The 24,635-nt window shown below is 57.4% G+C and carries 22 protein-coding genes; 10 read left to right on the forward strand and 12 right to left on the reverse strand.

Features of this window, described 5'->3' with window-relative positions; genetic code table 11:
* Nucleotides 1-299: 299 nt before the first annotated feature.
* From G5287_RS10280 to serA, 4 genes are all read left to right on the forward strand, one after another.
* On the forward strand, nucleotides 300-1,634 hold the full coding sequence (locus G5287_RS10280; RefSeq protein ID WP_266135091.1) for a Na+/H+ antiporter NhaC family protein: 1,335 nt from the start codon (nucleotides 300-302) through the stop codon (nucleotides 1,632-1,634).
* A 195-nt stretch (nucleotides 1,635-1,829) separates the two neighbouring features.
* Complete coding sequence (locus tag G5287_RS10285; protein ID WP_058059524.1) at nucleotides 1,830-2,426, forward strand: 5-formyltetrahydrofolate cyclo-ligase; 597 nt, start codon at nucleotides 1,830-1,832, stop codon at nucleotides 2,424-2,426.
* Nucleotides 2,427-2,587: 161 nt separating this feature from the next.
* Nucleotides 2,588-3,241 (forward strand): ribose-5-phosphate isomerase RpiA, encoded by a 654-nt coding sequence (gene rpiA / locus G5287_RS10290; protein ID WP_005353106.1) that lies wholly within the window; start codon nucleotides 2,588-2,590, stop codon nucleotides 3,239-3,241.
* Between the two features lie 324 nt (nucleotides 3,242-3,565).
* A complete protein-coding gene (serA, locus tag G5287_RS10295; protein WP_005337639.1) occupies nucleotides 3,566-4,798 on the forward strand; it encodes a phosphoglycerate dehydrogenase in 1,233 nt (410 codons plus the stop codon).
* Nucleotides 4,799-4,881: 83 nt separating this feature from the next.
* On the opposite strand, the gene G5287_RS10300 is transcribed toward serA, so the two are convergent.
* Nucleotides 4,882-5,262 (reverse strand): diacylglycerol kinase, encoded by a 381-nt coding sequence (locus tag G5287_RS10300; protein ID WP_005337641.1) that lies wholly within the window; start codon nucleotides 5,260-5,262, stop codon nucleotides 4,882-4,884.
* A 144-nt stretch (nucleotides 5,263-5,406) separates the two neighbouring features.
* Between G5287_RS10300 and G5287_RS10305 the strand changes: the two genes are divergently transcribed.
* Both G5287_RS10305 and G5287_RS10310 read left to right on the forward strand, forming a co-directional pair.
* A complete protein-coding gene (locus G5287_RS10305; protein WP_139406994.1) occupies nucleotides 5,407-6,474 on the forward strand; it encodes a 3-deoxy-7-phosphoheptulonate synthase in 1,068 nt (355 codons plus the stop codon).
* A gap of 49 nt (nucleotides 6,475-6,523) precedes the next feature.
* Entirely contained in the window at nucleotides 6,524-6,724 is a 201-nt protein-coding gene (locus G5287_RS10310) for a hypothetical protein (RefSeq protein WP_421231253.1), read from the forward strand.
* Between the two features lie 116 nt (nucleotides 6,725-6,840).
* Here G5287_RS10310 and G5287_RS10315 read toward each other — a convergent pair whose 3' ends face one another.
* The 3 genes from G5287_RS10315 to G5287_RS10325 all read right to left on the reverse strand — a co-directional run bounded on the left by G5287_RS10315 (nucleotide 6,841) and on the right by G5287_RS10325 (nucleotide 9,527).
* Entirely contained in the window at nucleotides 6,841-7,638 is a 798-nt protein-coding gene (locus G5287_RS10315; RefSeq protein ID WP_421231249.1) for an ATP-binding cassette domain-containing protein, read from the reverse strand.
* A gap of 53 nt (nucleotides 7,639-7,691) precedes the next feature.
* On the reverse strand, nucleotides 7,692-8,699 hold the full coding sequence (gene btuC / locus G5287_RS10320) for a vitamin B12 ABC transporter permease BtuC (RefSeq protein WP_227342376.1): 1,008 nt from the start codon (nucleotides 8,697-8,699) through the stop codon (nucleotides 7,692-7,694).
* 96 nt (nucleotides 8,700-8,795) lie between these two features.
* The gene (locus G5287_RS10325; protein ID WP_421231250.1) at nucleotides 8,796-9,527 is read right to left on the reverse strand and encodes a substrate-binding periplasmic protein; all 732 of its coding nucleotides are present in this window, start codon (nucleotides 9,525-9,527) and stop codon (nucleotides 8,796-8,798) included.
* Nucleotides 9,528-9,639: 112 nt separating this feature from the next.
* Here G5287_RS10325 and G5287_RS10330 point away from each other — a divergent pair, with 112 nt between their 5' ends.
* Together G5287_RS10330 and tapW are read left to right on the forward strand one after the other, a co-directional pair.
* Nucleotides 9,640-9,996, forward strand: coding sequence for a DMT family protein (locus tag G5287_RS10330; RefSeq protein WP_005337656.1), 357 nt, complete (start codon nucleotides 9,640-9,642; stop codon nucleotides 9,994-9,996).
* Between the two features lie 58 nt (nucleotides 9,997-10,054).
* Nucleotides 10,055-11,194: a type IVa pilus ATPase TapW gene (gene tapW, locus G5287_RS10335; RefSeq protein WP_421231251.1), complete on the forward strand. Its 1,140-nt coding sequence runs from the start codon at nucleotides 10,055-10,057 to the stop codon at nucleotides 11,192-11,194.
* 77 nt (nucleotides 11,195-11,271) lie between these two features.
* Here the strand turns inward: tapW and G5287_RS10340 are convergent, their stop codons facing one another.
* Nucleotides 11,272-11,721, reverse strand: coding sequence for a methyltransferase family protein (locus tag G5287_RS10340; protein WP_421231252.1), 450 nt, complete (start codon nucleotides 11,719-11,721; stop codon nucleotides 11,272-11,274).
* Nucleotides 11,722-11,894: 173 nt separating this feature from the next.
* Here G5287_RS10340 and alr point away from each other — a divergent pair, with 173 nt between their 5' ends.
* Nucleotides 11,895-13,121, forward strand: a complete 1,227-nt coding sequence (gene alr, locus G5287_RS10345) for an alanine racemase (protein WP_103422279.1) — start codon at nucleotides 11,895-11,897, stop codon at nucleotides 13,119-13,121.
* 64 nt (nucleotides 13,122-13,185) lie between these two features.
* Here alr and G5287_RS10350 read toward each other — a convergent pair whose 3' ends face one another.
* The 7 genes from G5287_RS10350 to G5287_RS10380 all read right to left on the reverse strand — a co-directional run bounded on the left by G5287_RS10350 (nucleotide 13,186) and on the right by G5287_RS10380 (nucleotide 20,942).
* Nucleotides 13,186-14,130, reverse strand: coding sequence for a TerC family protein (locus G5287_RS10350; protein ID WP_227342375.1), 945 nt, complete (start codon nucleotides 14,128-14,130; stop codon nucleotides 13,186-13,188).
* A 302-nt stretch (nucleotides 14,131-14,432) separates the two neighbouring features.
* Nucleotides 14,433-15,428, reverse strand: a complete 996-nt coding sequence (gene oppF / locus G5287_RS10355) for a murein tripeptide/oligopeptide ABC transporter ATP binding protein OppF (protein WP_005337666.1) — start codon at nucleotides 15,426-15,428, stop codon at nucleotides 14,433-14,435.
* Nucleotides 15,429-16,409, reverse strand: coding sequence for an ABC transporter ATP-binding protein (locus tag G5287_RS10360; protein WP_005337668.1), 981 nt, complete (start codon nucleotides 16,407-16,409; stop codon nucleotides 15,429-15,431).
* Nucleotides 16,410-16,463: 54 nt separating this feature from the next.
* Nucleotides 16,464-17,375, reverse strand: a complete 912-nt coding sequence (gene oppC, locus G5287_RS10365; RefSeq protein ID WP_139407229.1) for an oligopeptide ABC transporter permease OppC — start codon at nucleotides 17,373-17,375, stop codon at nucleotides 16,464-16,466.
* A gap of 14 nt (nucleotides 17,376-17,389) precedes the next feature.
* Entirely contained in the window at nucleotides 17,390-18,310 is a 921-nt protein-coding gene (oppB, locus tag G5287_RS10370; protein WP_005337672.1) for an oligopeptide ABC transporter permease OppB, read from the reverse strand.
* Nucleotides 18,311-18,408: 98 nt separating this feature from the next.
* A complete protein-coding gene (locus G5287_RS10375; RefSeq protein ID WP_227342374.1) occupies nucleotides 18,409-20,028 on the reverse strand; it encodes an ABC transporter substrate-binding protein in 1,620 nt (539 codons plus the stop codon).
* A 278-nt stretch (nucleotides 20,029-20,306) separates the two neighbouring features.
* Nucleotides 20,307-20,942, reverse strand: coding sequence for a YchE family NAAT transporter (locus G5287_RS10380; protein ID WP_005337678.1), 636 nt, complete (start codon nucleotides 20,940-20,942; stop codon nucleotides 20,307-20,309).
* Nucleotides 20,943-21,782: 840 nt separating this feature from the next.
* Between G5287_RS10380 and adhE the strand changes: the two genes are divergently transcribed.
* Nucleotides 21,783-24,449, forward strand: coding sequence for a bifunctional acetaldehyde-CoA/alcohol dehydrogenase (gene adhE, locus G5287_RS10385; protein ID WP_019446648.1), 2,667 nt, complete (start codon nucleotides 21,783-21,785; stop codon nucleotides 24,447-24,449).
* The last annotated feature ends 186 nt before the right edge of the window (nucleotides 24,450-24,635 follow it).

Below are 24,635 nucleotides of genomic sequence, written 5' to 3' on the forward strand. Positions count from 1 at the left end.
GACCGTTTTACCAGCCCGCGCCAGCTTTGAAAAGCCCACAGTGAGCCAGCAGAGACAACCGACAAATAAACGAAATATTTAATTTAATCCGAACATTTAACGGATTTAGTCAGAGTGACAAAATCGAAAGATAAAAACACCTATCCATCTGGACGTCTATCTTGACCTTGTGGGGTTGACTCACTACTGTGGGCACCCCAATGCGGCAGGATGCCCGCCCTGTTTTCCCCCTATCCCTATCCGATACAGGTACAAAGCAGTTCATGACAGGAGGTCATTGTTCAATTTCAGAGGAACACATGATCCAGACTCAACCCAGTGCCAGGGCCTTGCTGCCACTTCTGGTTTTTCTCGCACTCTTTATCGGTACCGGTACCTGGCTGACCCTGCAGGGGGTCGAGTTCGCCTTCTATCAGCTGCCCGCTCCGGTTGCTGCCTTGCCTGCGGTAATGCTGGCCCTGCTGCTTGGCAAAGAGAGCTTCAACAGCAATCTGGAGACCTTCTTCAAGGGGGTTGGCCACAGCAATATCATGGCGATGTGCCTTATCTATCTGCTGGCGGGCGCCTTTGCCAGCGTTGCCAAGGCCACCGGCGGGGTTGATGCCACCGTGGCGCTGGGCCTGTCGCTCATCCCTGGCTGGGCGCTGTTGCCCGGACTGTTCCTCATCTCTGCCTTTATTGCTACCGCCATGGGCACCTCCATGGGCACCATAGGTGCAGTGGCGCCGGTGGCCCTCGGTGTGGCACAGGCTGCCGGTATCGATCCGGTGCTGATGGCAGGTACCATTCTCTCCGGCGCCATGTTTGGCGATAACCTCTCCATCATCTCCGACACCACCATAGCAGCAACCCGCAGTCAGGGGTGCGAGATGAAGGACAAGTTCCGCGAGAACTTCAAGATTGCGGCCCCTGCCGCCATCGCGGTGATCCTGCTCTATCTGACCCTGGGCTCAGTGGGTGAATCCCCTGCCAGCGGCAGCGCCATAGAGCTGTTCAAGGTGATGCCTTATCTGCTGATCCTGGGGCTGGCGCTCGCCGGAGTGAATGTGTTTGTGGTGCTGGGGATCGGTATTCTGGCCGCCGGAGTGGTGGGCATGATCAACGGCTACGCCATCGGTCAGTTCAGCAAGGATATCTATCAGGGCTTTACCGGCATGCAGGAGATCTTCCTGCTCTCCATGCTGATCGGCGGTCTCGGCGCCCTGATGGAACGTCAGGGTGGTCTGGCCTGGATAAGCGATCGCATCAGCGCCCTGATTGCCCGTTTCACTCGCGAGCACAATGGTGAACAGAACGAGAAAGCGGCCGAGCTCGGCATCGCCGGGGTGGTGAGCCTCACCAACCTCTGCACTGCCAACAATACCGTCGCCATTATCGTTGCGAGCAAGGTGGCCCGGGATCTGGCCGAACACCACGGTGTCACCCCGCGCCGCGCCGCCTCCATGCTCGATATTTTCTCCTGCGTGGTACAGGGTCTGATCCCCTGGGGCGCACAGGCGCTGCTGCTGGGATCCATCTTCGCCCTGTCGCCGTTGGCGGTGGTGAGCATGAGTTTCTACCCGATGGCACTCGCGGTAGCGGCACTCATTGCAGTGTTTGTGAAGCACCAGATGCGCGGCAAGGCTGACAAGTAACTGACCAGACGCTGGCGCGCCGACATGCCATCAACAGGGGCCACACCCTGGCCCTTGTTGACTCACTATCGGATCCGCCAGCATTTATCCCACCGTCCCGGGCGGGGTTCCCCTTCCCCCCTTAACGTCAAGAGTGAATGTGCTAAGGTAGAGCGCGTTCAAGCCATCGATGCGCAGCTATACCAGAGGTTCCCCATGCATGAGTCCCAACCCGAACGTCAATCCCTGCGCCAACTGGTTCGTCAACGCCGCAAAAATCTGAGTCCGGCCGAGCAGCAATTGGCGGCCCAACAGCTGCTGGCCCAGTTCAAGCAACACCCCGAGATCCTCGCCGCCAAACGCATTGCCCTCTATCTGGCCAATGACGGGGAGATCAATCCATTGCCCACCATCCATTGGCTGTGGGCCCAGCACAAAGAGGTCTACCTGCCGGTGCTCCACCCCTTTACCCCGGGTCACCTGCTCTTTTTGCGCTATACCGCCACCAGCCCCATGGTACGCAACCGCTACGGCATCGAAGAGCCGGAGCTGGATATCCTGCAGGTGGTGCCCCACAGCACGCTCGATCTTATCTGCACCCCGCTGGTCGCCTTCGATGCCCAGGGCAATCGTCTTGGCATGGGGGGCGGCTACTACGATCGCACTCTCGCCATCTGGCATGAGCACAAGCTGGGCCCCAAGCCGCTCGGCATTGCCCACGACTGCCAGCAGGTGGATGCGGTCCCGCAAGAGGAGTGGGATGTGCCGCTGCCCCAGATCATCACCCCGAGCCACTGCTGGCGCTTTGAATAAGCTGTTTTTGGCAGGCAGCCCCTGCTTTGTGCGCGCAAACGCAGAATAAACAGGCAAACGATTTACAAAGTCCCTCTTTTTGCCCCGGAACGTGAGCAACAAGGTCGCGACGGGGTACCGGGTTGGATATAATGCGCCCGCTTTTTTCTTAAGGAACGATCATGACTCAAGATGAAATGAAGAAGGCGGCCGGTTGGGCTGCGCTCAAGTATGTGGTTCCCGGCACCATCGTCGGGGTGGGCACCGGCTCTACCGTCAACCACTTTATCGACGCGCTGGCGACCATGAAGGACGAGATCAAGGGGGCGGTATCCAGCTCCGTGGCCTCTACCGAGCGCCTCAAGGGCTTCGGCATCACCGTATATGATCTCAACGAGATCGACGCCCTCTCCGTCTATGTGGATGGCGCCGACGAGATCAACGCAACCCGCGACATGATCAAGGGCGGTGGCGCAGCCCTGACCCGCGAGAAGATTGTTGCCGCCGTCGCTGACAAGTTCATCTGCATCATCGACAACACCAAGACCGTCGACGTGCTGGGCCAGTTCCCGCTGCCGGTGGAAGTGATCCCGATGGCCCGCGAATACGTGGCCCGCGAAATTCGCAAACTGGGTGGCAACCCGGTGTGGCGTGAAGGCGTGGTCACCGACAACGGCAACCACATTCTGGATGTGAAAGGCATGGCCATTACCGACGCCAAGGCGCTGGAAGTACGACTGAACGCCATTGTTGGTGTGGTCACCAACGGCCTGTTCGCCGCGCGCGGCGCCGATGTTGTCCTGATCGGTACGCCGGACGGCGTGATTACCCAGTAATCCCGACACCGGTAGCACAGTGCAGCGGCATCCTCCCTCCCTCGCCAGCGCCACTCTGCAACCTCTGACGCAGCAGCGGCGTTGATTGAGCCCCGGGATGGGATATGACCCAAACATTGCACTGTGAATAAATGACGGCGCCTGATGGCGCCGTTTTTATTTATCCCTCAACAAGTTGCATACGGATGTTTACAACATTCGTTGATAACTTCAAAGAATTTGACTTTCGTCACAAATATTCCCTCTCCCAAACGTTTTTGCTACTTTACGGTTTTCTTCGCACACCAAATCTGCACTTACGTTTGCACATACAGAGGGATCGTCATGACTGCCAAGTTTTCGTTGGACAAGGATAAAATCAAGGTTCTGCTGCTGGAGGGGGTTCACCCCAACACCGTAGAGACCTTTCGTGCCGCAGGTTACACCAGTGTGGAGTATCTCAAGACCTCGCTCTCCGAAGAGGAGCTGATCGAGCAGATCCGCGACGTCCATTTCATCGGGCTGCGCTCCCGCACCCAGATCACCGAGAAAGTCCTCGACGCCGCCAACAAGCTGGTCGCCATCGGCTGCTTCTGCATCGGTACCAACCAGGTCGAGCTGGAAGCGGCCCAGATCCGCGGTATTCCGGTCTTCAACGCCCCCTTCTCCAACACCCGTTCGGTCGCCGAGCTGGTACTGGGCGAGATCCTGCTGCTGCTGCGCGGCATCCCCGAGAAGAATGCCAAGTGCCATCGCGGCGTGTGGGAAAAACTGGCCAACCGCTCGGTGGAAGCGCGCGGCAAGAAGCTTGGCATCATCGGCTACGGCCACATCGGTACCCAGCTTGGCATCATCGCCGAGAGCATCGGCATGAAAGTTTATTACTACGATATCGAGAACAAGCTCTCGCTGGGTAACGCCATTCAAGTGCCGAGCATGGTCGAGCTGCTCAATATGTCTGACGTCATCAGCCTGCACGTGCCGGAGACCGCCTCCACCAAGAACATGATCGGTGCCGAGCAACTGCGGATGATGAAGCCGGGCGCCATCTTCATCAACGCCGCCCGCGGTACTGTGGTGGATATCGATGCGCTGGCTGACGTCATCAAAAGCGGCCATATTGCCGGCGCCGCCATCGACGTCTTCCCGGTCGAGCCCAAGTCCAATGACGAGGAGTTCCAAAGCCCGCTGCGTGGGCTGGAGAACGTCATCCTGACCCCGCACATCGGTGGCACCACCCATGAGGCGCAGGAGAACATTGGGCTGGAAGTAGCCAACAAGCTGGTCAAATACTCCGACAATGGCTCCACACTCTCCGCCGTCAACTTCCCGGAAGTGTCGCTGCCGGGCCACAAGGGCTCCAGCCGCCTGCTGCACATTCACCGCAACCAGCCGGGCGTGATGAACCAGATCAACCAGATCTTCGCCGAAGAGGGGATCAACATCGCCGGTCAATACCTGCAGACCAGCAGCCATATCGGTTACGTGGTGATCGACGTGGAGACCGAGCACAGCGAGAAGGCGCTCGCCAAGCTCAAGGAGATCAACGGCACCATCCGAGCCCGCATCCTCCACTGATAGACCAGTTTATCCAAGCAGCAAAAAGCCCGTCATGATGACGGGCTTTTTTATGAAGCAGAACCTAAAGGCAGCGTAGTGGCTTACCACCACCCCAACAGGTTGCGGCCCACCAGCGCCCCCCATACCAGGGCATTGAGGGCCAGCGCGATAAAGACGGCGGCAGAGCCCAAATCCTTGGCGCGGCCGGAGAGCTCATGATGCTCGGAGCCAACCCTGTCTACCACAGCTTCAATGGCGGAGTTGAGGATCTCGACGATCACCACCAGCCAGCTGATGACGATAAGCAGCAGGATCTGGTTGAGAGAATCCCCCAGCCAGAAGGCAAGTGGCATCAGCAACAGGATCAGCATCAGCTCCTGCCGAAAAGCCGCCTCGTTAATCCAAGCTGACTTGAGCCCCTTCATGCTGTAACCGGTTGCGTTGATGATGCGGGTGACCCCGGTTGCCCCTGGCTTTGCCACGCTAACTACCTCATTTGGAATCGATTTTGGCCTCACATCCTATCAGAGCCCCCCAAGGTTTCAATCAGGGGACTTTTGCTTTATTTTATCTCTTTGCTTTTTCGCCCCTTGCGGCTGACACCACCCACTCGAGACTTGAGTTGTATGTCCATTCACACAGATGAATTGCGCACCCGTCGCCTGGAGTCACTGATCACTCCGAGCGAGCTTGCACACGCGTTTCCGATCACCGATACCATTGCCCAGAATCTGCTGGATGCCCGTCGCGAAGTGGAAGCCATTCTGGCCGGAGACGATCAGCGCCTGCTGGTCATTGTCGGCCCCTGCTCTATCCATGATCCCGCTGCTGCTCGCGAGTATGCCCAGCGCCTCAACGCCCTGCGCGAGCAGTATAAAGAGAGCCTCTGCATCGTGATGCGCACCTATTTCGAGAAGCCGCGCACCATCGTCGGCTGGAAAGGGCTGATTAATGATCCGCGCCTTGATGGCAGTTTCGACGTCAACGAAGGGCTGAAACTGGCGCGCAAACTGCTGGTCGACATCAACGAGATCGGCATGCCCACCGCCACCGAATTCCTCGATATGGTGACCGGCCAGTACATTAGCGATCTCATCACCTGGGGCGCCATCGGCGCTCGTACCACCGAATCCCAAGTACACCGCGAGATGGCTTCGGCCCTCTCCTGCCCGGTCGGCTTCAAGAACGGCACCGACGGCAATACCCGCATCGCCATCGATGCGGTGCGCGCCGCCCGTCACAGCCACATCTTCTATTCGCCGGACAAGGACGGCAAGATGACCATCTACCGCACCGCCGGTAACCCCTTTGGTCATGTGATCCTGCGTGGCGGCCACCGACCCAACTACGACACCGCCAGTGTCGATGAAGCGTGTGAAGCGTTGGCCGATGTGGGCCTGCCGGAGCGTCTGGTGGTCGATTTCAGCCACGGCAACAGCATGAAGGATCACCGCCGTCAGCTGCTGGTGGCGCAAGATATCTGCGATCAACTGCGCCGCGGCCGTACCGGCATCGCCGGTATCATGGCCGAGAGCTTCCTGGTGGAAGGGCGTCAGGATGTGGAGAACGGCTGCGCCGCCACCTTCGGCCAGAGCATCACAGATGCCTGCCTGTCATGGAGCGACACCGAAACCCTGCTGGCGATGCTGGCAGAGGCGGCGCAGGTGCGGTTGAACAAAGCAAACCTGCGGTAACGGCTGCGTCATCACCCTTCGGCCAGAACATCACAGATGCCTGCCTGTCGTGGAGCGACACCGAAACCCTGCTGGCGATGCTGGCCTAAGCCGCGCTGGTGCGATTGAACAAAGCAAACCTGCGGTAACGACTGCGACATCACCCTTCGGCCAGAGCATCGCAGATGCCTGCCTGTCGTGGATCGACTCCGAAACCCTGCTGGCGATGCTGGCAGAGGCGGCGCAGGTGCGCCTGAGCAAACAGGCTTGAACTGCGAATAAAACCAAAGGGGCCGGTATTTTTGATACTGGCCCCTTCTTCTTGCTATCGGCCGATTACGCTTCGCTAATCGACCCTACATGCGCGCTCTTTCCTATACACCCTACTTATAAACTGGGCATAAACCACACCCGGCCTGCCGCTTCGATGCGATCGGTGCTGATCTGGAATACCTGCGCCAGCAGTGCCTCATCCACCAGCTCGACACCCCCTTCGCGCACCACAGCGCCCCCTTGCAGGCAGAGAATGCGGTCGGCCCAGTCGATAGCCAGATTGATATCGTGGATGGCAAGTACCACCAGCAATCCCTGCCCGGCCAGCTTTTTCAGCAGCCGTAATAGCGCCAGCTGATGATGCAGGTCGAGCCCCGCCAGCGGCTCGTCCAGCAGCAGCACCTTGCCGGTCGGATTGAGGCTCGGCCACACCTGCAGCAGGGTGCGGGCAATCAGCACCCGCTGCTGCTCGCCCCCCGACAACCGGCTGAAGTCACGAGCCAGCAAGGCTTCCAGCTCCAATGCCTCGCACAGTGCGTTTATCGCCTCATTCTGTCTGGCGGGCGCAACCGCCTCATCGAACCCCAGGCTCAACACCTGAAACACCGGAATATGAAACAGCTGGGGCTGACGCTGGGGTAGCATGGCACGCTGCTTGGCAAGCTCGGGCCAACTCAGGTCAGTAAGCACTTCCCCCCCCAGCAGCACTGTGCCATCGGCGGGTAAAATCCCCGCCAGCGCCCCGAGCAGGGTCGACTTGCCACTGCCATTGGGGCCAAGCAGCGCCACCAACTGGCCGCCATGCCAACGGATATTGAGGGGAGAGAGCCGTCCGGCAATGGCGAGCTCGCGCGCCTCCAGCAGCGGCGCAGTAGCACCAGAAGAAACCGGCATGTGATCAGCGGGCGACATCGGCATCTTGCCTCAACAACGGGTAAATAAGGTGACTGCGCGCCCCGACCAAATCATGCAGAACCATCAGCAGTTTGCCTCAATAGCAGATAGATAAAGAGCGGCGCCCCCACCGAGGCGGTGATGACCCCGATAGGCAACTCCCCCGCGCTCAGGGTGGATCGAGCAACCAGATCGGCTGCCAGCAGCAGGGCCCCGCCACCGAGCGCCGACGCAGGCAGCAGGAAACGCTGATCGCTACCGCCACAGAGCCGCAGCAGATGGGGCACCACCAGCCCGACAAAACCGATCACCCCGCACAGGGATACCGCCACCCCGGTCAGCAGACAGACCGCCAGCACCAGCCGTACTCGCATCCTGTCGACATCCATCCCCATCAGGCGGGCCTGGGTCTCCCCCAGCAGCAACTGTTGCAGCGCCTTGCCCTGCCAGCAGAGCCAGCCCAGGGTGAGCGGCAGCACCAGCCACCACCAGGCAAACTGCTGGCTGCCGTAAGAGAGGCTGCCCATCATCCAGAACATGAATTCACGCAAGGAGCCGTCGTCGGCAAAGTACATCAGCCAGGTCATGGCGGCATTGGTGAGAATACCGATAGCCACCCCAAACAGTAGCAAGCGGGCATGGCCGAGACGCGCCCGGCGAGCCAGCCGAATGAGCAGCATGGTCACCAGCAGGGCGCCACCGAAGGCCGCCAGTGACAGCCCCCAGCCTGGCAGATAGACACCGAGGGATTTGGCTACCGCCATCGCTACCATGGCAGCCAGTCCTGCCCCGCTTGAGACACCAAGCAGCCCGGGCTCCGCCACCGGGTTGTGCAGCATCACCTGTAGCACGGCACCGCCACAGGCAAGCGCTGCACCAGCCAAGAGGGCCAGCAAGGCGCGCGGCAGACGCAGCTCCAGCAGGATGCGCTGTTCGAGATCGCCAAGGGGCTGCCAGGGCAGCAGCACAAACTCGCCCCAGACGAGGGATAAGAGAAACAGCAGCAGGGTCAGCAGGGTCAGGCCACCGAGCCAGCGCCGCTGCCAGCGCTGCTGGCGGGCGATAAGGGAGAGGTACAAGGATGATCCCCGAATAACAAGGCAGCCCCCCGGCCCTGTCGCAGCGCCGGGGAGAAGCAGGAAAAGGGCATGATAACAGTGGCTTGCCACCCAAGGTCAAGGCTGGTAACGCTTTGCCATCACGCTTATCTCGCCGCTGGCCACCAGGTTTTGCAGCGCCACCAGTAAGGGCTGGCGCAGCGACTGGTGAGGTGAGTGCTTGCTCATCCCCAGATAGAGGGTCACCGGCGTGGCAGGGCGGTAGTCCGCCTTGCCTATCCGGCTGGCATTTCCCTGACTCAGGGCATAGTCCACCTGACAGTCGGTGCCAATCATCAGCGGCAGGTGACCGCGCTGCACCATGCGCAGCAGCTGATCTTCGGTGGCTACTCCGTGCTTGTCGAGGCGACTGTCAGAGTTGAAGGGCTCAAAGTAGGCGGAGTTGAGCACATAGCCCACCTTCACCCCCTTCAGATCGCGGTATTGGTGGATCCGGGCCACATTGACCGGCTGACCATAAAACGCGGGCCAGCACTGGTAGTAGGCAGGCTGCAGATAGTCGATAAACTGCGCCCGCTCGGCGGTATAGGCGAGGCCAATCATCAGATCGACCTGACCGGTCTGCATCTGCTTGAGCGCCCTGCCCCACGGCATCCGCCGTACCTGCAACTCAATGCCGCTCGCCTGTTGCAACCGGCGCAGGATGTCCATGTCGAGCCCCTGCAACCGGCCATCCGCTTGCAGGATGCGAAATGGCGGCCACAGATCGGTGGCCACCGTCAGCGTCGGGGTCGCACACACCGGCATGGCAAATAACAGTAACAACACAATCCCGCATAACTTGCCCATCCCGTCGCATACCTCGCACGGCTTATCCTGTTGGTTAAAAATACCCTCCCGCACCACGTATGAAAACCCGTGGTTCAGGGATAAAATGCGCCGGATTTTCAAGGAGAACCCTATGAACCCGATTTTCACCAGTATCGGTCTGCTGCTCTGCAGCAACGTCTTTATGACCTTCGCCTGGTACGCTCACCTCAAGAGCATGAACCATAAACCCTGGATCATTGCCGCCCTGGTGAGCTGGGGTATCGCTCTGTTCGAATACCTGCTACAAGTGCCCGCCAACCGCATCGGCCATACGGTGATGAGCGTGGGCCAACTGAAAATCCTGCAAGAAGTGATCACCCTCACCGTATTCGTCCCCTTCTCTATCTTCTATCTCAAAGAAGATCTGAAATGGGACTATCTCTGGGCAGGGCTCTGCATTCTCGGTGCGGTCTTTTTTGTCTTTCGCGAGAAACTGACCGGCGCCTGAGGCTGTACACTCAATATCATCCCGCTCATGGCATCTCATTGATCGACGAGGCAAAAAAATGGAATTGCGAGACATGTTACAGATCCTGGCCAAGCAGGATGGCTCAGACCTCTATCTGTCGACCGGCGCGCCCCCCTGCGCCAAATTTAACGGCGGCCTGCGCCCCCTCAACGAAACGCCGCTGGAGCCGGGGGAAGTGGCGCGGATCGCCGCCGAGATCATGGATGGCGAGCAGAAGCAGCAGTTCGAGAAGGATCTAGAGATGAACCTCGCCATCTCCCTGCCCCAGATCGGCCGCTTTCGGGTCAACATCTTCAAGCAGCGCAACGAAGTCTCTTTGGTGGCCCGCAACATCAAGACCGACATCCCCCGCTTTGAAGATCTCAAACTCCCGCCTGTGCTGCTCGACACCATCATGGAGAAACGCGGTCTGGTACTGTTTGTCGGCGGTACCGGCTCGGGTAAATCTACCTCGCTGGCGGCGCTTATCGACCACCGCAACCGCAACAGCGGCGGGCACATCATTACCATCGAGGATCCGGTGGAGTTCGTTCATCGCCACCGCAAGAGCATCATCAACCAGCGGGAGGTTGGCGTGGATACCCGCAGCTTCCACGCCGCCCTGAAAAACACCCTGCGTCAGGCGCCGGACGTCATTCTTATCGGCGAAATTCGCGATCGCGAGACCATGGAGCATGCGCTGGCCTTCTCCGAAACCGGCCACCTTGCCATCTCCACCCTGCACGCCAACAATGCCAACCAGGCGCTGGATCGCATCATCAACTTCTTCCCGGAAGAGCGCCGCCCACAGCTGCTCAACGATCTGGGCAACAACCTCAAGGCCTTTGTCTCTCAGCGGCTGGTGAAAACCACCGATGGCGGCCGCCGGGCCGCAGTGGAGATCATGCTCGGCACCCACACCATCCGCGACATGATCAAGCGCGGCGAATTTGGCGGCCTCAAAGAGGTGATGGAGAAATCCAAGGCCCTCGGCATGGTCACCTTCGACAGTGCCCTGTTTGATCTGGTGGTGGAAGGGGTAATTGAGGAAGAAGAGGCGGTGAAGAACGCCGATTCGGCCAACAACCTGCGCCTCAAGATCAAGTTGTGGAAGGAGAAGGGACAGATAGCCAGCAGCAGTGATGCCACCGGCTGGAGTCTGGAGCCAACAAAGGATGAAAAGGACGATCTCTTCTGATCGCTCCCTCCCGTGCCTCAACAGGCACGGGGGCATTATCTCCCTCTCACACTTTCGCAAAGTGTCTTCCAGACCACTTAACACCAACGGCGAACGCGCTGGCAATACGCCACATACTCGTCACCAAAGCGGGCGCTTAGCAGCCGCTCCTCCGGCATGATCTGAAAGCGAGTTAACCAGGCCACCAGCACGATTGGCCCAACCCAGACCCACATCCCGCCGAGATAACAGCCCCAGGCGGCCAGCCAGCAGAGCAAGCCCAGATACATGGGATTGCGGCTGACACGATAGACGCCACAGGTCACCAGACGGCTGGTGTGCTGCGGTTTGGTGGGGCTGACCGTGGTCTGGTGGTGACGAAACCGTTGCAGGGCCCCAAAGCCCATGATGGCCCCCGCCACGACCAGCACAGCCATCAGCGTCATTGCCCAGATACCGGGCTGGCTCTCCCCTCTTAGCCACCACATGGCCCCTGCACAGAGCAGGAAGATCAGCGGTGGTGGAAAACGTAACTCAAGATTGACCATTTTCTTCCCCTGACGAGTGTCGGCCGAACCCGTGTTGCGGTAGACTCCCAACCAGTCAGCGCCTGTTGAGAGTGACAAAGATCATAATAATAACAATAAGTTGTGGTTAAACCACCACCAATGTGGCCGACCCCGTCCAAACTATCCAACGCGACCAACAAAAAGGAATCACCATGCACAAGAAAACTCTGCTGGCTACCCTGATCTTCGGCCTGCTCGCGGGCCAAGCCGTTGCGGCTCCCTATCTGCCCCTTGCGACAGATCATCGCAACGGCCAGGAGCAAACCGCCAGCAACGCCTGGTTGGAAGTGGATCTGGGCGCCTTTGAGCACAATATCCAGACCCTCAAGGATCGTCTCGGTGACAAGGGCCCGCAGATCTGCGCCATCATGAAGGCCGACGCTTACGGTCATGGCATCGACCTGCTGGTCCCCTCCGTGGTCAAGGCCAATATCCCCTGCATCGGCATCGCCAGCAACGAAGAGGCGCGCGTCGCCCGCGAGAAGGGCTTTACCGGCCGTCTGATGCGGGTGCGTGCTGCCACCCCGGATGAAGTAGAGCAGGCCCTGCCCTACAAGATGGAGGAGCTGATCGGCAGTCTGGTCAGTGCCCAGGGTATCGCCGATATCGCCCAGCGCCACCACACCACCATTCCGGTGCATATCGCGCTCAACTCCGCCGGCATGAGCCGCAACGGCATCGACCTGCGTCTGGCCGATGCCAAGCAGGATGCGCTGGCCATGCTCAAGCTAAAGGGGATCACCCCGGTCGGCATCATGACCCACTTCCCGGTTGAGGAGAAAGAGGACGTCAAGATGGGACTGGCCCAGTTCAAACTGGACTCCCAGTGGCTGCTGGAAGCGGGCAAGCTGGATCGCAGCAAGATCACCATCCACGCCGCCAACTCCTTCGCCACTCTGGCCGTGCCGGACGCCTACTTCGACATGGTGCGCCCGGGTGGCCTGCTCTACGGTGACTCCATCCCCTCCCACACCGAATACAAGCGGGTGATGGCATTCAAGACCCAGGTCGCCTCGGTCAACCACTATGCAGCGGGTAACACCGTCGGTTATGACCGCACCTTTACTCTCAAGCGTGACTCCTGGCTCGCCAACCTGCCGCTGGGCTACTCCGATGGCTATCGCCGCGCCCTCAGCAACAAAGCCTATGTGCTGATCCAGGGTCAGAAGGTACCGGTGGTCGGCAAGACTTCCATGAACACCATCATGGTGGATGTGACTGATCTGAAAGGGGTGAAACCCGGCGACGAGGTGGTGCTGTTTGGCCGTCAGGGTGACGCCGAAGTGAAACAGGCGGATCTGGAGGAGTACAACGGCGCCCTGCTGGCGGACATGTACACCATCTGGGGCTACACCAACCCCAAGAAGATCAAACGCTGATAACACGATATGAAAAAGGGCTCCCGCGGGAGCCCTTGTTGTTTGGTATTAAATGATGTTGCGTTTAAGCGGCCTTTTTACGGGTCACAAACAGGCTCAGCCCCATGGATGCCAGCAGGATCAACGCGACTACGCCCAGTGCTATGCCGGTCGGGATCTTGAAGATATCCAGCAGCAGCATCTTGACCCCGATAAACATCAGGATCAGCGCCAGACCGTATTTGAGCAGGGCGAAGCGATCAGCCACACCCGCCAGTAGGAAGTACATGGCGCGCAGACCCATGATGGCGAAGATGTTGGAGGTCAGCACGATGAAGGGATCCGTGGTCACCGCGAAGATGGCCGGGATACTGTCCACCGCGAAGATGAGATCGCTCACCTCCACCAACACCAGAATGAGCAGCAGCGGGGTGGCATAGCGCACACCGTCACGCCAGACGAAGAACTTCTCCCCTTCCAGGGTCTCGGTCACCTTGAAACGACGGCGCATCCAGCCTAGCAGCGGATTGTTGGCCAAGTCCGGCTCCTTGTCGGCCGCCCACAGCATCTTGGCACCGGTCAGCAGCAGGAAAGCGCCGAACAGATAGAGGATCCAGTGGAACTGCTCGATGAGCCAGCTACCCGCGAACACCATACCGGCACGCATCACGATGGCACCCAGTACTCCATAGAGCAGCACCCGGCGCTGCAGCTCGGCCGGAATGGCAAAGTAACCGAACAGCATCAGCCAGACGAATACGTTGTCCACTGCCAGCGCTTTCTCGATGAGGTAGCCGGTGAGGAACTCCAATCCCTTCTGGTTGGCAATGTCACGGCCAGCGCTGTGGTCCAGCCAAAACCAGATGGCCAGGTTGAAGAGCAGAGCAACACTGATCCAGATGAGGGACCAGACGCCCGCCTCTTTGAGGGACACCTTGTGTGACTTGCCGCCACCAACAAAGCGTATGTCTATCCATAACAGGACCAGCACTATGCTGAAGAAACCGGTCCACATCCACCATTCACCCATGTTCACTTCTCCCAAAAACGACAAAACCCACGACCGAGAGGCGTGGGTTTGCGTTTGGAGCAGATACACCTTGCCTCTCGGCAAGGTCTCACTTACAGCTGATTTGCATCGACTGCCCGGCTGCCGGGTGCACTGCAGGAAATGGGTGCACCGTAATGACGACAAACCGGCGAGAAGTTACTCCCCTTGTTGCGCGGATAGTAGCAGCGGTAAAAGATAACGCCAAGAGGCATCTTCACTACCGCCAGAAATAAATCGGGGCCCCATCAAGGAGCCCCGCAAGCAGGTTCAACACATCCCCATCAGAGCGGGTCGACCTTGAGGCAGGAGACCGCATGATCGAAGTTACCCTCCAGCACAGGGCGGGTCTTGGCGCACTCGGGGCCAGCCACCGGGCAGCGGGTGCGGAACACGCAACCGGACGGCGGGTTCATCGGTGAGGGCAAGTCCCCCTCCAGGATCTGGATCACCTTGTTGCGCTCCAGCTCAGGGTCCGGGATTGGCACCGCGGACATCAGCGCCTTGGTGTAGGGATGCAACGGGTTGGCAAAGATCTCCTTGCGAGTCCCCAGCTCAACGGCGTTGCCCAGATACATCACCAGCACCCGATCGGAGATATGTTTGACAACCGACAGATCGTGGGCGATGAAGATGAGCGACAGCCCCATCTCCTTTTGCAGGGATTTGAGCAGGTTGACCACCTGTGCCTGGATAGAGACATCAAGCGCTGACACCGGCTCATCGCAGATGATCATCTTGGGCTCGAGGATCAGCGCCCGGGCAATCCCGATCCGCTGGCACTGGCCGCCGGAGAACTCGTGCGGATAGCGGTTGACCAGGTTGGGCAACAACCCCACCTTGCTCATCATGGCGCGCACCTTCTCCTTCACCTCTTCCCGTGGCAGGTTGGGATAGAAGGTGATGAGCGGCTCGGCGATGATGTCGCCGATGGTCATGCGTGGGTTCAGAGAAGCCAGCGGATCCTGGAAGATCATCTGGATCTCTTTGCGCTTCTCGCGCAGGGCATTCTGATCGAGCTTGGTGAGATCGTCACCCAGCCACACCACCTTGCCATCGGTGGCCGGTACCAGACCGATGATGGCGCGGGCAAAGGTCGATTTGCCGCAGCCGGATTCACCCACCACGCCGAGGGTTTCCCCTTCGTAGAGGCGCAGGGTAACGCCATCGACCGCCTTCAAATCGGATGGCTTGGCCCAAGGCCACGCCTTGCCACTCTTGATACTGAAGTGGACCTTGAGGTCAGACACTTCCAACAGCAATTTTTTGTCGGCACCCATTTAGTTGGCCCCCTTGTTCATGGCATCCGAAACCCAGTGGCAAGCACGCTCCCGACCGTCGTTGAACGGGGTCAGGATCGGTGACTGCTGGCCGCAAATCTCGCTCACACGGTGGCAACGCTCCTGGAAGGGGCAACCGGTCGGCAGACGCAGCAGGTTGGGCGGATTGCCCGGGATGGTGGGCAACACTTCCCCTTCGGTATCGAGACGAGGAATGGCGCGCAGCAGGCCTTCGGTGTAGGGGTGGCTCGGGCGATAGAAGATATCGTCTACCTTGCCGTACTCCATGGTACGACCGGCATACATCACCAGCACCTTGTTGCAGATACCGGCGACCACGCCAAGGTCATGGGTGATCATGATGATGGCGGTGTTGAACTCGCGCTTGAGCTCATTCATCAGAGTCATGATCTGGGCCTGTACGGTCACGTCGAGTGCGGTAGTCGGTTCGTCGGCGATCAGCAGTTGCGGCCGGCAGAGCAGTGCCATGGCGATCATCACCCGCTGACGCATGCCGCCGGAGAACTCGTGGGGATACATCCCCATCCGCTTGCGCGCTTCGGGAATTTTCACCGCATCGAGCATCCGCACCGACTCTTCGAACGCTTCCGCCTTGCTGACGCCCTTATGCAACATCAGCACTTCCATCAGCTGATCCTGCACCTTCATGTAGGGGTTGAGCGAGGTCATGGGGTCCTGGAAGATCATGGCGATCTTCTCGGAGCGGATCTTGTTGAGCTTGGACTCCGGCAGGTTGAGGATCTCCTCCCCCTGAAACTTGGCGGAACCGGTAATAATGCCGTTCTTGGCCAGCAGCCCCATGATGGCAAAGGCCGTCTGGGATTTACCGGAGCCGGACTCGCCGACGATCCCCAGGGTTTCACCCGCAGAGAGAGAAAAATTGAGGTCGTTGACCGCCACCACATTGCCATCCGGGGTCTTGAACTCGACCCGCAGATCTTTCACATCCAGTAACTTCATATAAAAACTCCTTATCGATCTTTCGTGATGCTTTCCTGTCGACCCGATGCTCGATTAACGATCTTTCGGATCGAGGGCGTCACGCAGACCATCCCCGAGGAAGTTGAAGCAAAACAGGGTCACCACCATAAAACCGGCGGGGAACAGCAGTTGCCAGATGGCCACTTCCATCGACTTGGAGCCTTCATCCAGCAGGGCACCCCAGCTGGTCATCGGTTCCTGAACCCCAAGGCCCAGGAAACTCAGGAAGGATTCAAACATGATCATCCCCGGCACCAGCAAGGTGGCGTAAACGGCCACGATACCGAGTACGTTCGGTACGATGTGACGAGTGATGATCTTCCACTTGGAGACGCCACAGACGTGGGCCGCCTCGATAAACTCCTTGCTCTTGAGGCTGAGAGTCTGGCCGCGCACGATACGCGCCATGTCGAGCCAGCTCACCGCCCCGATAGCAATAAAGATGAGTGCCAGATTGCGGCCAAAGAAGGTGACCAGCATGATGACAAAGAACATGAAGGGGAAGGCGTTGAGGATCTCCAGTACCCGCATCATCAGGCTGTCGACCCGCCCGCCGATAAAGCCGGAGGCCGCGCCATACAGGGTGCCGATGATGACCGCCACCATGGCGCCCATGATACCGACCATCAGGGAAATCCGGCCACCCAGCAGAGTGCGCACGAACAGATCGCGCCCCAGGCTGTCGGTACCGAAGTAGTGACCCGCTTCCATATCGGGCGGCGACTGCATGGCGCCCCAGTCCGGATCGTCAAAGGTGTATTGGGACAAATGGGGGCCAAAGATGACCGCCAGACCGATGATGGTCAGAATGATCAGGCTGGTCAGGGCCGCCTTGTTGCGCAGGAAACGGCGACGGGCATCCTTCCACAGGGAGCGTCCCTCCACCACTTCCACTTTTTGCGCGAACGCCTCGACGGCATCGCGTTTTTCAGTTGAAACAACCATGATGAACTCCCGAATTAGTAACGGATCTTGGGATCGATAAAGGCGTAGAGAATATCGACCACAGCGTTAAAGGTGATGGTGAGGGCGCCGACCAGAATGGTCAGACCGAGCACCATGGAGTAATCACGGTTAAGGGCACCGTTGACGAACAGCTGACCGATCCCCGGCAGGCCGAAGATGGTCTCGATCACCACGGAACCTGTGATGATGCCGACAAAGGCCGGGCCCAGATAGGAGACCACTGGCAGCATAGCCGGACGCAGCGCGTGTTTCAGGATGATATGGCGCAGCGGCAAGCCCTTGGCACGGGCGGTACGGATGAAGTTGGAGTTCATGGTCTCGATCATACTGCCCCGCATGATCCGCGAGATGGCGGAGATGTAGTACATCATCATGCCGAACACCGGCAGCACCATAAACTGGATGCCACCACCCTGCCAGCCACCGGCAGGGAACCAACCCAGATGAATACTGAAAAACAGCACCAGCAAGGGCGCCAGCACAAAGCCCGGGATCACCACCCCGGCCATGGCCGACGACATCAGCAGATAGTCGATGATGGTGTTCTGTTTCAGTGCCGCTATGGTGCCGAAAGTGACCCCCAGCAGCACGGCGAAGAAGAAGGCCGTGGTCCCGATCTTGGCGGAAACAGGCAGCGCCTGGCTCACCAGATCATTGACGGTGAAATCCTTGTATTTGAAAGAGGGGCCCAAATCACCCTGCACCAGGTTGCCCAGGTAGGTGAGATATTGCATGCCAATGGGTTTGTCGAGCCCATATTTGGCCTCGATGTTGGCGATGACTTCGGGGGGCAGTGAACGCTCGCTGGTAAAGGGGTTACCCGGGGCGAAACGCATCATGAAGAAAGATACGGTGATCAAGACCAGCAGAGTCGGGATCGCTTCCAATAGCCGTTTAAAAATGAATTTCAACATAGACATTTCCTGTCCTGTACTGCTTCCAAAGGGTCGCGGTTGTAATAAAGGCCCACCGTCTGGCGGGCCCTGCTTGTTATGCGACTTGTTGCTTTAAATCAGTGAGCAATGATGTACATATCTTTGCTGTAGAGGTTATCCAGCGGGTTGCTTGGGTAACCCCCAACATAAGCTTTGACCATCCGAGGTTGAACATATTGGTATATCGGGATGATCGGCATGTCCTTGGCCAGGATCTCTTCCGCCTGGACATAGAGCTTGTTGCGAGCGTCCGCATCAACCTGATCACGAGAGTCGGTCATCAACTTGTCAAACGCTGGATTGGAGTACTTGCCATCGTTGTTGCCGTGAGTGGTCTGCATCAGATCCAGCATGGATGAGGCTTCGTTGTAGTCGGCGCTCCAGCCGGCACGACCCACGTCAAACTGGCCCTGCTTCTTGGTTTCCAGGTAAGTTTTCCACTCCTGGTTCACTAAACTGACCTCTGCACCCAGTTTTTTCCACATGGAAGCAACGGCCACAGCCACTTTCTTGTGGTTGTCATCGGTGTTGTAGAGCAGCTCGAACTTCAACGGCTTGCTGGCATCGAAACCTGCCTCTTCAAGCAGCGCCTTGGCCTTGGCATCACGCTCGGCCTGGGTCATTTTTGACCACTCTGGGGCAACCGGTTTAAAACCATCGACATAGTCAGGCGTCAACCCATATGCGGGTTTTTGCCCTTGCCCCATGACTTTATCTGCAATCACGTCACGATTGACCGCATAAGAAAGAGCAGTTCGCACTCGCACGTCATCAAACGGCTTTTTCTTGATGTTGAACTGGTAGTAATAAGTAGAAACCAGACCTTCAACCTTCAAATCAGCCGGGTAATCTTTCTTGAGTTGCTTGAAACGTTCGATAGGCACGTTCCATGTCATATCAATTTCACCAGCCAAGAAGCGATTTAGCTCCGCGTTGGTGGACTGAATCGGAAGATAGGTAACCTTGTTGATCACCGTTTTCGCATCATTCCAGTAGTTTTTATTACGCTCCAAGCCAATTCGCTCATTAACAACCCACTCCTTCAATACGTAGGCACCATTACCTACCATATTGCCCGGCTGGGTCCATTTTTCACCATACTTCTCGATGACCTTCTTCGGTACCGGGTAGGTGGTGGTGTGAGAGAGCATGGTTACGAAATAAGGGATAGCCTTCTCGAGCTGCACTTCGAAGGTGTAGTCGTCGGTCGCCTTCACGCCCAGCGTATCAGCCGGCTTCTTGCCAGCAATGATCTCTGTAGCATTGGCAATAGTTGGCATCTCCAGATACCAGGAGTAAGGAGAGGCTGTCTTGGGGTCAACTGCACGCTGGAAGGCATATACAAAATCATGTGCGGTGACAGGTTCACCGTTGGACCACTTGGCATCTTTGCGCAGGTGGAAGACGTAGTGCTTGTTATCCTTGGTTTCCCAAGACTCTGCGACACCAGGAACAACTTCCCCTTTCGAACCGGATGTCACGAGACCTTCAAAGAGGTCGCGCAAAATTGCAGACTCAGGCGTTCCTTCAACTTTCTGTGGGTCCAAGGTCGCAGGCTCGGAACCGTTGCCTTTTACCAGTTGCTGGACTTCAGCCAGCTTGGTTCCCGCCGGGACATCGGCAGCCTGAGCCACATTGACGCCACCAAACAGTGCAGCCACCAGCAATGTGTTAATCATTGTTTTTTTATGAGTCATTTCCCTACTCCAACAAGAACATTCCATGCGTTTTTAAAGTGACGGGGTTAAAACCCGCTCCCAGCATAATTCCCTGCCAATTCCGATAATGCAACAGATATTGTCAGGGTAATCGTCATTTTCTGGTCAAAAAATCAGCTGAGGTGCGCTTTTTCAGTATTAAAACACCAACAAAACGCTCATTTTTCACACAAACGACCGATTCTAGAAAAGACCGGGCAAAAAGCAACCAATAAAAAGCCGGTCACGAGGACCGGCTTTCATAAAGCGGAGCTGGCTCACATCAGGCTGGGGAAAACCCCCTTGATACCGGCCACCATGATCTCGATACCCAGCGACATCATGATAAGACCCATGATACGGGTCACCACGTTGATGCCGGTGTTGCCCATGATCTTGAACAGCAGCGGCGCGGCGCGGAAGATGAGCCAAGAGCAGAAGGAGAAGACCACGACAACCACTGACATGCCGAGCAGCTGCTGCCAGTGGCTCTGGCTGGCATAGACAATCACCGAGGAGATGGCACCGGGGCCCGCCATCAGCGGCAGCGCCAGCGGTACCACGGCGATAGACTCGCGCACTGCCAGTTCGCCCTTTTCCTGTTTGTTGTGCTTCACCTCGCCCAGCTTGCCCTGCAGCATCGACCAGGCAATCAGGGTAATCAGCGACCCACCGGCGATCCGGAACGACGCCAGCGAGATGCCAAACCCATCGAGGATCAGCTGCCCCATATACATGGAGACCAGCAGGATCACCATCACCGCGATATTGGCGGTGGTATTGGTTTTCATCCGCTCGGCCTGGGTATGGTGGCTGGTCAGACTGACAAACACCGGCAACAAACCAAGCGGGTTGATAATTGCGAACAAACCGACAAAAAACTTCAGATACAACGAGACGTCAATTGCTGCCATAGGCGCCTTCCAATAGAGTTTCGGGCCCAGCGGGCCAGTCCATTAATTTCGTGCGTAAATTTACATCATAGCCAGAGCGGGCACCAATCAAATAATCTCACCATTTTGAGGGTTTTTTAGTTAGTTCATCTAATGCATCCGCGCTAACTGGCATAAACCGATGCCAAAAGCCCTTTCTACCGCCCGACACGCGTTAGAAAAGTGAGCGCAAACCTGCTTAATCATAACCGGAGAGTACGACGATGACTGACCGAATGACCAAGCGACTCGAGAGGATCCAGGCTTTGCCTTCCCACTATTTCAGGCCAGACATCACTTCATTGACTCGGCAAGAGAGCCACAATGCAAAAACCGGGAAAGGGGGCAGAAATGGCCCCCTTGGGGAATAAAGCGGATTAGCCATGGATTAAAACAACAATCATTTTTGCAACAAACGCTGGAATAAAGTGCGTTTGTCGGTGATTTTGAAACCAATTCACTCATATTTGCTAACCTATACCGCCAAAATAGCTCTGTAATACTATGGCCGAGTGCAATTAACCACTTGATAAATGTGGTTTATTACTCCGCATTAACAAGTCTCTCACCTTTCCCTTTGATGCACATTCCGATAACATCAGTCAAACAAGGATTGTGAAATAAAATTTCTTTTGTTCTTTTGTTACACATGATCCAGATCAAGTTTTTCTGAGTCAGCCCCGCTCTATAATCGACTCAGAAAGCGATTTAGTAAGGCATGTGAAAAAGCTGTTGCAACGATACCGTCTTGACAGGGCGACTATAATTGCCGGGCATTGCCAACGTCTTACTAAACAGTTTTCAAATAATCAGGAGATAAACATGGCAGTAACCAATTTGGCTGAACTGGATGCACTGGTCGCCCGCGTTAAGGAAGCCCAGCGTGAATTCGCCAGCTTCTCTCAAGAGCAGGTAGACAAGATCTTCCGTGCCGCCGCCCTGGCCGCCAACAACGCCCGTATCCCCCTGGCCCAGATGGCCGTGGAAGAATCCGGTATGGGTATCATCGAAGACAAGGTTATCAAGAACCACTTCGCCTCCGAATACATCTACAACAAGTACAAAGACGAGAAGACCTGCGGCATTCTGAGCGAAGATGATCAGATGGGTACCATCACCATCGCCGAGCCGGTAGGTATCATCTGTGGTATCGTTCCGACCACCAACCCGACCTCCACTGCGATCTTCAAATCCATGATCGCGCTCAAGACCCGCAACGCCATCATCTTCTCCCCGCACCCCCGCGCCAAGAACTCCACCAATACCGCTGCCAAGCTGGTACTGGATGCCGCTGTTGCCGCCGGTGCGCCGAAAGACATCATCGGCTGGATCGACCAACCGTCTGTTGAGCTCTCCAACGCCCTGATGAAGCACGAAGACATCAACCTGATCCTGGCCACCGGTGGCCCGGGCATGGTGAAAGCAGCCTACTCTTCCGGTAAGCCTGCTATCGGTGTCGGTGCCGGTAACGTGCCTATCGTTATCGACGAAACCGCCGATGTTAAGCGTGCCGTTGCCTCCATCCTGATGTCCAAGACTTTCGATAACGGCGTGGTCTGTGCTTCCGAGCAGGCAGTCATCGTTGTTGATGCCATCTACGACCAGGTTAAAGAGCGCTTTGCATCCCACAAGGGCCATGTGCTCTCCAAAGAAGATGCTGACAAGGTACGTAAAGTCATCCTGATCAACGGTGCCCTGAACGCCAACATCGTTGGCCAGCCAGCCACCAAGATTGCCGAGATGGCAGGCGTGACTGTACCGGCTGATACCAAGATCCTGATTGGTGAAGGCGTCAAGCTGTGTGCAGAAGATGAGTTTGCTCACGAGAAATTGTCCCCGCTGCTCGGTATGTTCCGTGCAAGCAGCTTCGAAAACGCCGTTGATATGGCCTGTGACATGGTCAACATCGGTGGTATCGGCCACACCTCAGGTCTGTACACCGACCAGGACCGCAACGCTGACCGCATCAAGTACTTCGGCGACAAGATGAAGACCGCGCGTATCCTGATCAACACTCCGTCTACCCAAGGCGGTATCGGTGACCTGTACAACTTCGCAATGGCTCCGTCCCTGACCCTGGGTTGCGGCTCCTGGAGCGGTAACTCCATCTCCGAAAACGTGGGTCCGAAGCACCTGATCAACAAGAAGACAGTCGCAAAACGGGCAGAAAACATGCTGTGGCACAAACTTCCGAAATCCATCTACTTCCGTCGTGGTTCCCTGCCGATCGCTCTGAGCGACCTGGAAGGTAAAAAGCGTGCCATGGTCGTAACTGACCGCTTCCTGTTCAACAACGGCTACGCCGATGAACTGGTCAGCCTGCTGAAAGCACAGAATATGGAAGTGGAAGTGTTCTACGAAGTAGAAGCTGACCCGACCCTGGCTGTGGTTCGCAAGGGTGCCGAGATGGCCAACTCCTTCAAACCGGACGTTATCCTGGCGCTGGGCGGTGGTTCACCGATGGATGCAGCCAAGATCATGTGGGTGATGTACGAGCACCCGAACACTGCGTTCGAAGATCTGGCCATGCGCTTCATGGACATCCGCAAGCGTATCTACAAATTCCCGAAAATGGGCGTGAAGGCCGAACTGGTCTGTATCACCACCACTTCCGGTACCGGCTCTGAAGTCACTCCGTTTGCGGTAGTAACCGATGAAGTGTCTGGTCAGAAGTATCCGCTGGCTGACTACGAGCTGACCCCGAACATGGCCATCGTTGATGCCAACCTGGTCATGGGTATGCCGAAGTCCCTGTGTGCCTTCGGTGGTATCGATGCCGTGACTCACGCCATGGAAGCCTATGTTTCCGTACTGGCTAACGAGTACTCCGACGGTCAGGCGCTGCAAGCCCTGAAAATGCTGAAAGAGTACCTGCCGTCCAGCTACCAGAACGGTGCCAACGACCCGATCGCTCGTGAGAAGGTGCACAATGCAGCCACCATCGCCGGTATCGCGTTCGCCAACGCCTTCCTGGGTGTGTGCCACTCCATGGCTCACAAACTGGGTGCCGAGTTCCACATTCCGCACGGTCTGGCTAACGCCCTGCTGATCAGCAACGTCATCCGCTACAACGCGAACGACAACCCGACCAAGCAGACTGCGTTCTCCCAGTACGACCGCCCGCAGGCTCGTCGTCGTTACGCCGAAGTCGCTGACCACCTGGGTCTGACTGCTGCCGGTGACCGCACCGCCGCCAAGATCGAGAAGCTGCTGACCTGGCTGGACGAGCTGAAGGCTACCTTGGGTATCCCGGCCTCTATCCGCGAAGCTGGCGTGACTGAAGCTGACTTCCTGGCCAAGGTTGACCAGCTGGCTATCGAAGCTTTCGATGACCAGTGCACCGGCGCCAACCCGCGCTACCCGCTGATCAGCGAGCTGAAGCAGGTTCTGCTGGACTCCTACTACGGTCGTCCGTTCACCGAAGCCGCTCCGGTAACTGCTGCCCCGGTTGAAGCCAAGGTTGAAGGCAAGAAGAAATCCAAGGCCTGATAACCAGTCCTGAGATAACAAGCCCGCGCACTGCGCGGGCTTTTTTTATCTGCCACTTATCACAGAGCTCCTCTCTCCAGCCGATTGCGGTAGTGCAGCCCCTAACTTCCCAACCAACCAACCAACCAACCAACCAACCAACCAACCAACCAACCAACCAACCAACCAACCAACCAACCAACCAAC

The sequence above is a fragment of the Aeromonas sp. 603079 genome, from assembly GCF_049172135.1.
Classification (GTDB): Bacteria; Pseudomonadota; Gammaproteobacteria; order Enterobacterales; family Aeromonadaceae; genus Aeromonas; species Aeromonas veronii.

Coding starts and splice junctions, on each gene's coding strand:
- G5287_RS10280 (WP_266135091.1), top strand. CDS start 300: ATGATCCAGACTCAACCCAGTGCCAGGGCCTTGCTGCCACTTCTGGTT.
- G5287_RS10285 (WP_058059524.1), top strand. CDS start 1,830: ATGCATGAGTCCCAACCCGAACGTCAATCCCTGCGCCAACTGGTTCGT.
- rpiA (WP_005353106.1), top strand. CDS start 2,588: ATGACTCAAGATGAAATGAAGAAGGCGGCCGGTTGGGCTGCGCTCAAG.
- serA (WP_005337639.1), top strand. CDS start 3,566: ATGACTGCCAAGTTTTCGTTGGACAAGGATAAAATCAAGGTTCTGCTG.
- G5287_RS10305 (WP_139406994.1), top strand. CDS start 5,407: ATGTCCATTCACACAGATGAATTGCGCACCCGTCGCCTGGAGTCACTG.
- G5287_RS10315 (WP_421231249.1), bottom strand. CDS start 7,638: ATGTCGCCCGCTGATCACATGCCGGTTTCTTCTGGTGCTACTGCGCCG.
- G5287_RS10325 (WP_421231250.1), bottom strand. CDS start 9,527: ATGGGCAAGTTATGCGGGATTGTGTTGTTACTGTTATTTGCCATGCCG.
- G5287_RS10330 (WP_005337656.1), top strand. CDS start 9,640: ATGAACCCGATTTTCACCAGTATCGGTCTGCTGCTCTGCAGCAACGTC.
- tapW (WP_421231251.1), top strand. CDS start 10,055: ATGGAATTGCGAGACATGTTACAGATCCTGGCCAAGCAGGATGGCTCA.
- G5287_RS10340 (WP_421231252.1), bottom strand. CDS start 11,721: ATGGTCAATCTTGAGTTACGTTTTCCACCACCGCTGATCTTCCTGCTC.
- alr (WP_103422279.1), top strand. CDS start 11,895: ATGCACAAGAAAACTCTGCTGGCTACCCTGATCTTCGGCCTGCTCGCG.
- G5287_RS10350 (WP_227342375.1), bottom strand. CDS start 14,130: ATGGGTGAATGGTGGATGTGGACCGGTTTCTTCAGCATAGTGCTGGTC.
- oppF (WP_005337666.1), bottom strand. CDS start 15,428: ATGGGTGCCGACAAAAAATTGCTGTTGGAAGTGTCTGACCTCAAGGTC.
- G5287_RS10360 (WP_005337668.1), bottom strand. CDS start 16,409: ATGAAGTTACTGGATGTGAAAGATCTGCGGGTCGAGTTCAAGACCCCG.
- oppC (WP_139407229.1), bottom strand. CDS start 17,375: ATGGTTGTTTCAACTGAAAAACGCGATGCCGTCGAGGCGTTCGCGCAA.
- oppB (WP_005337672.1), bottom strand. CDS start 18,310: ATGTTGAAATTCATTTTTAAACGGCTATTGGAAGCGATCCCGACTCTG.
- G5287_RS10375 (WP_227342374.1), bottom strand. CDS start 20,028: ATGACTCATAAAAAAACAATGATTAACACATTGCTGGTGGCTGCACTG.
- G5287_RS10380 (WP_005337678.1), bottom strand. CDS start 20,942: ATGGCAGCAATTGACGTCTCGTTGTATCTGAAGTTTTTTGTCGGTTTG.
- adhE (WP_019446648.1), top strand. CDS start 21,783: ATGGCAGTAACCAATTTGGCTGAACTGGATGCACTGGTCGCCCGCGTT.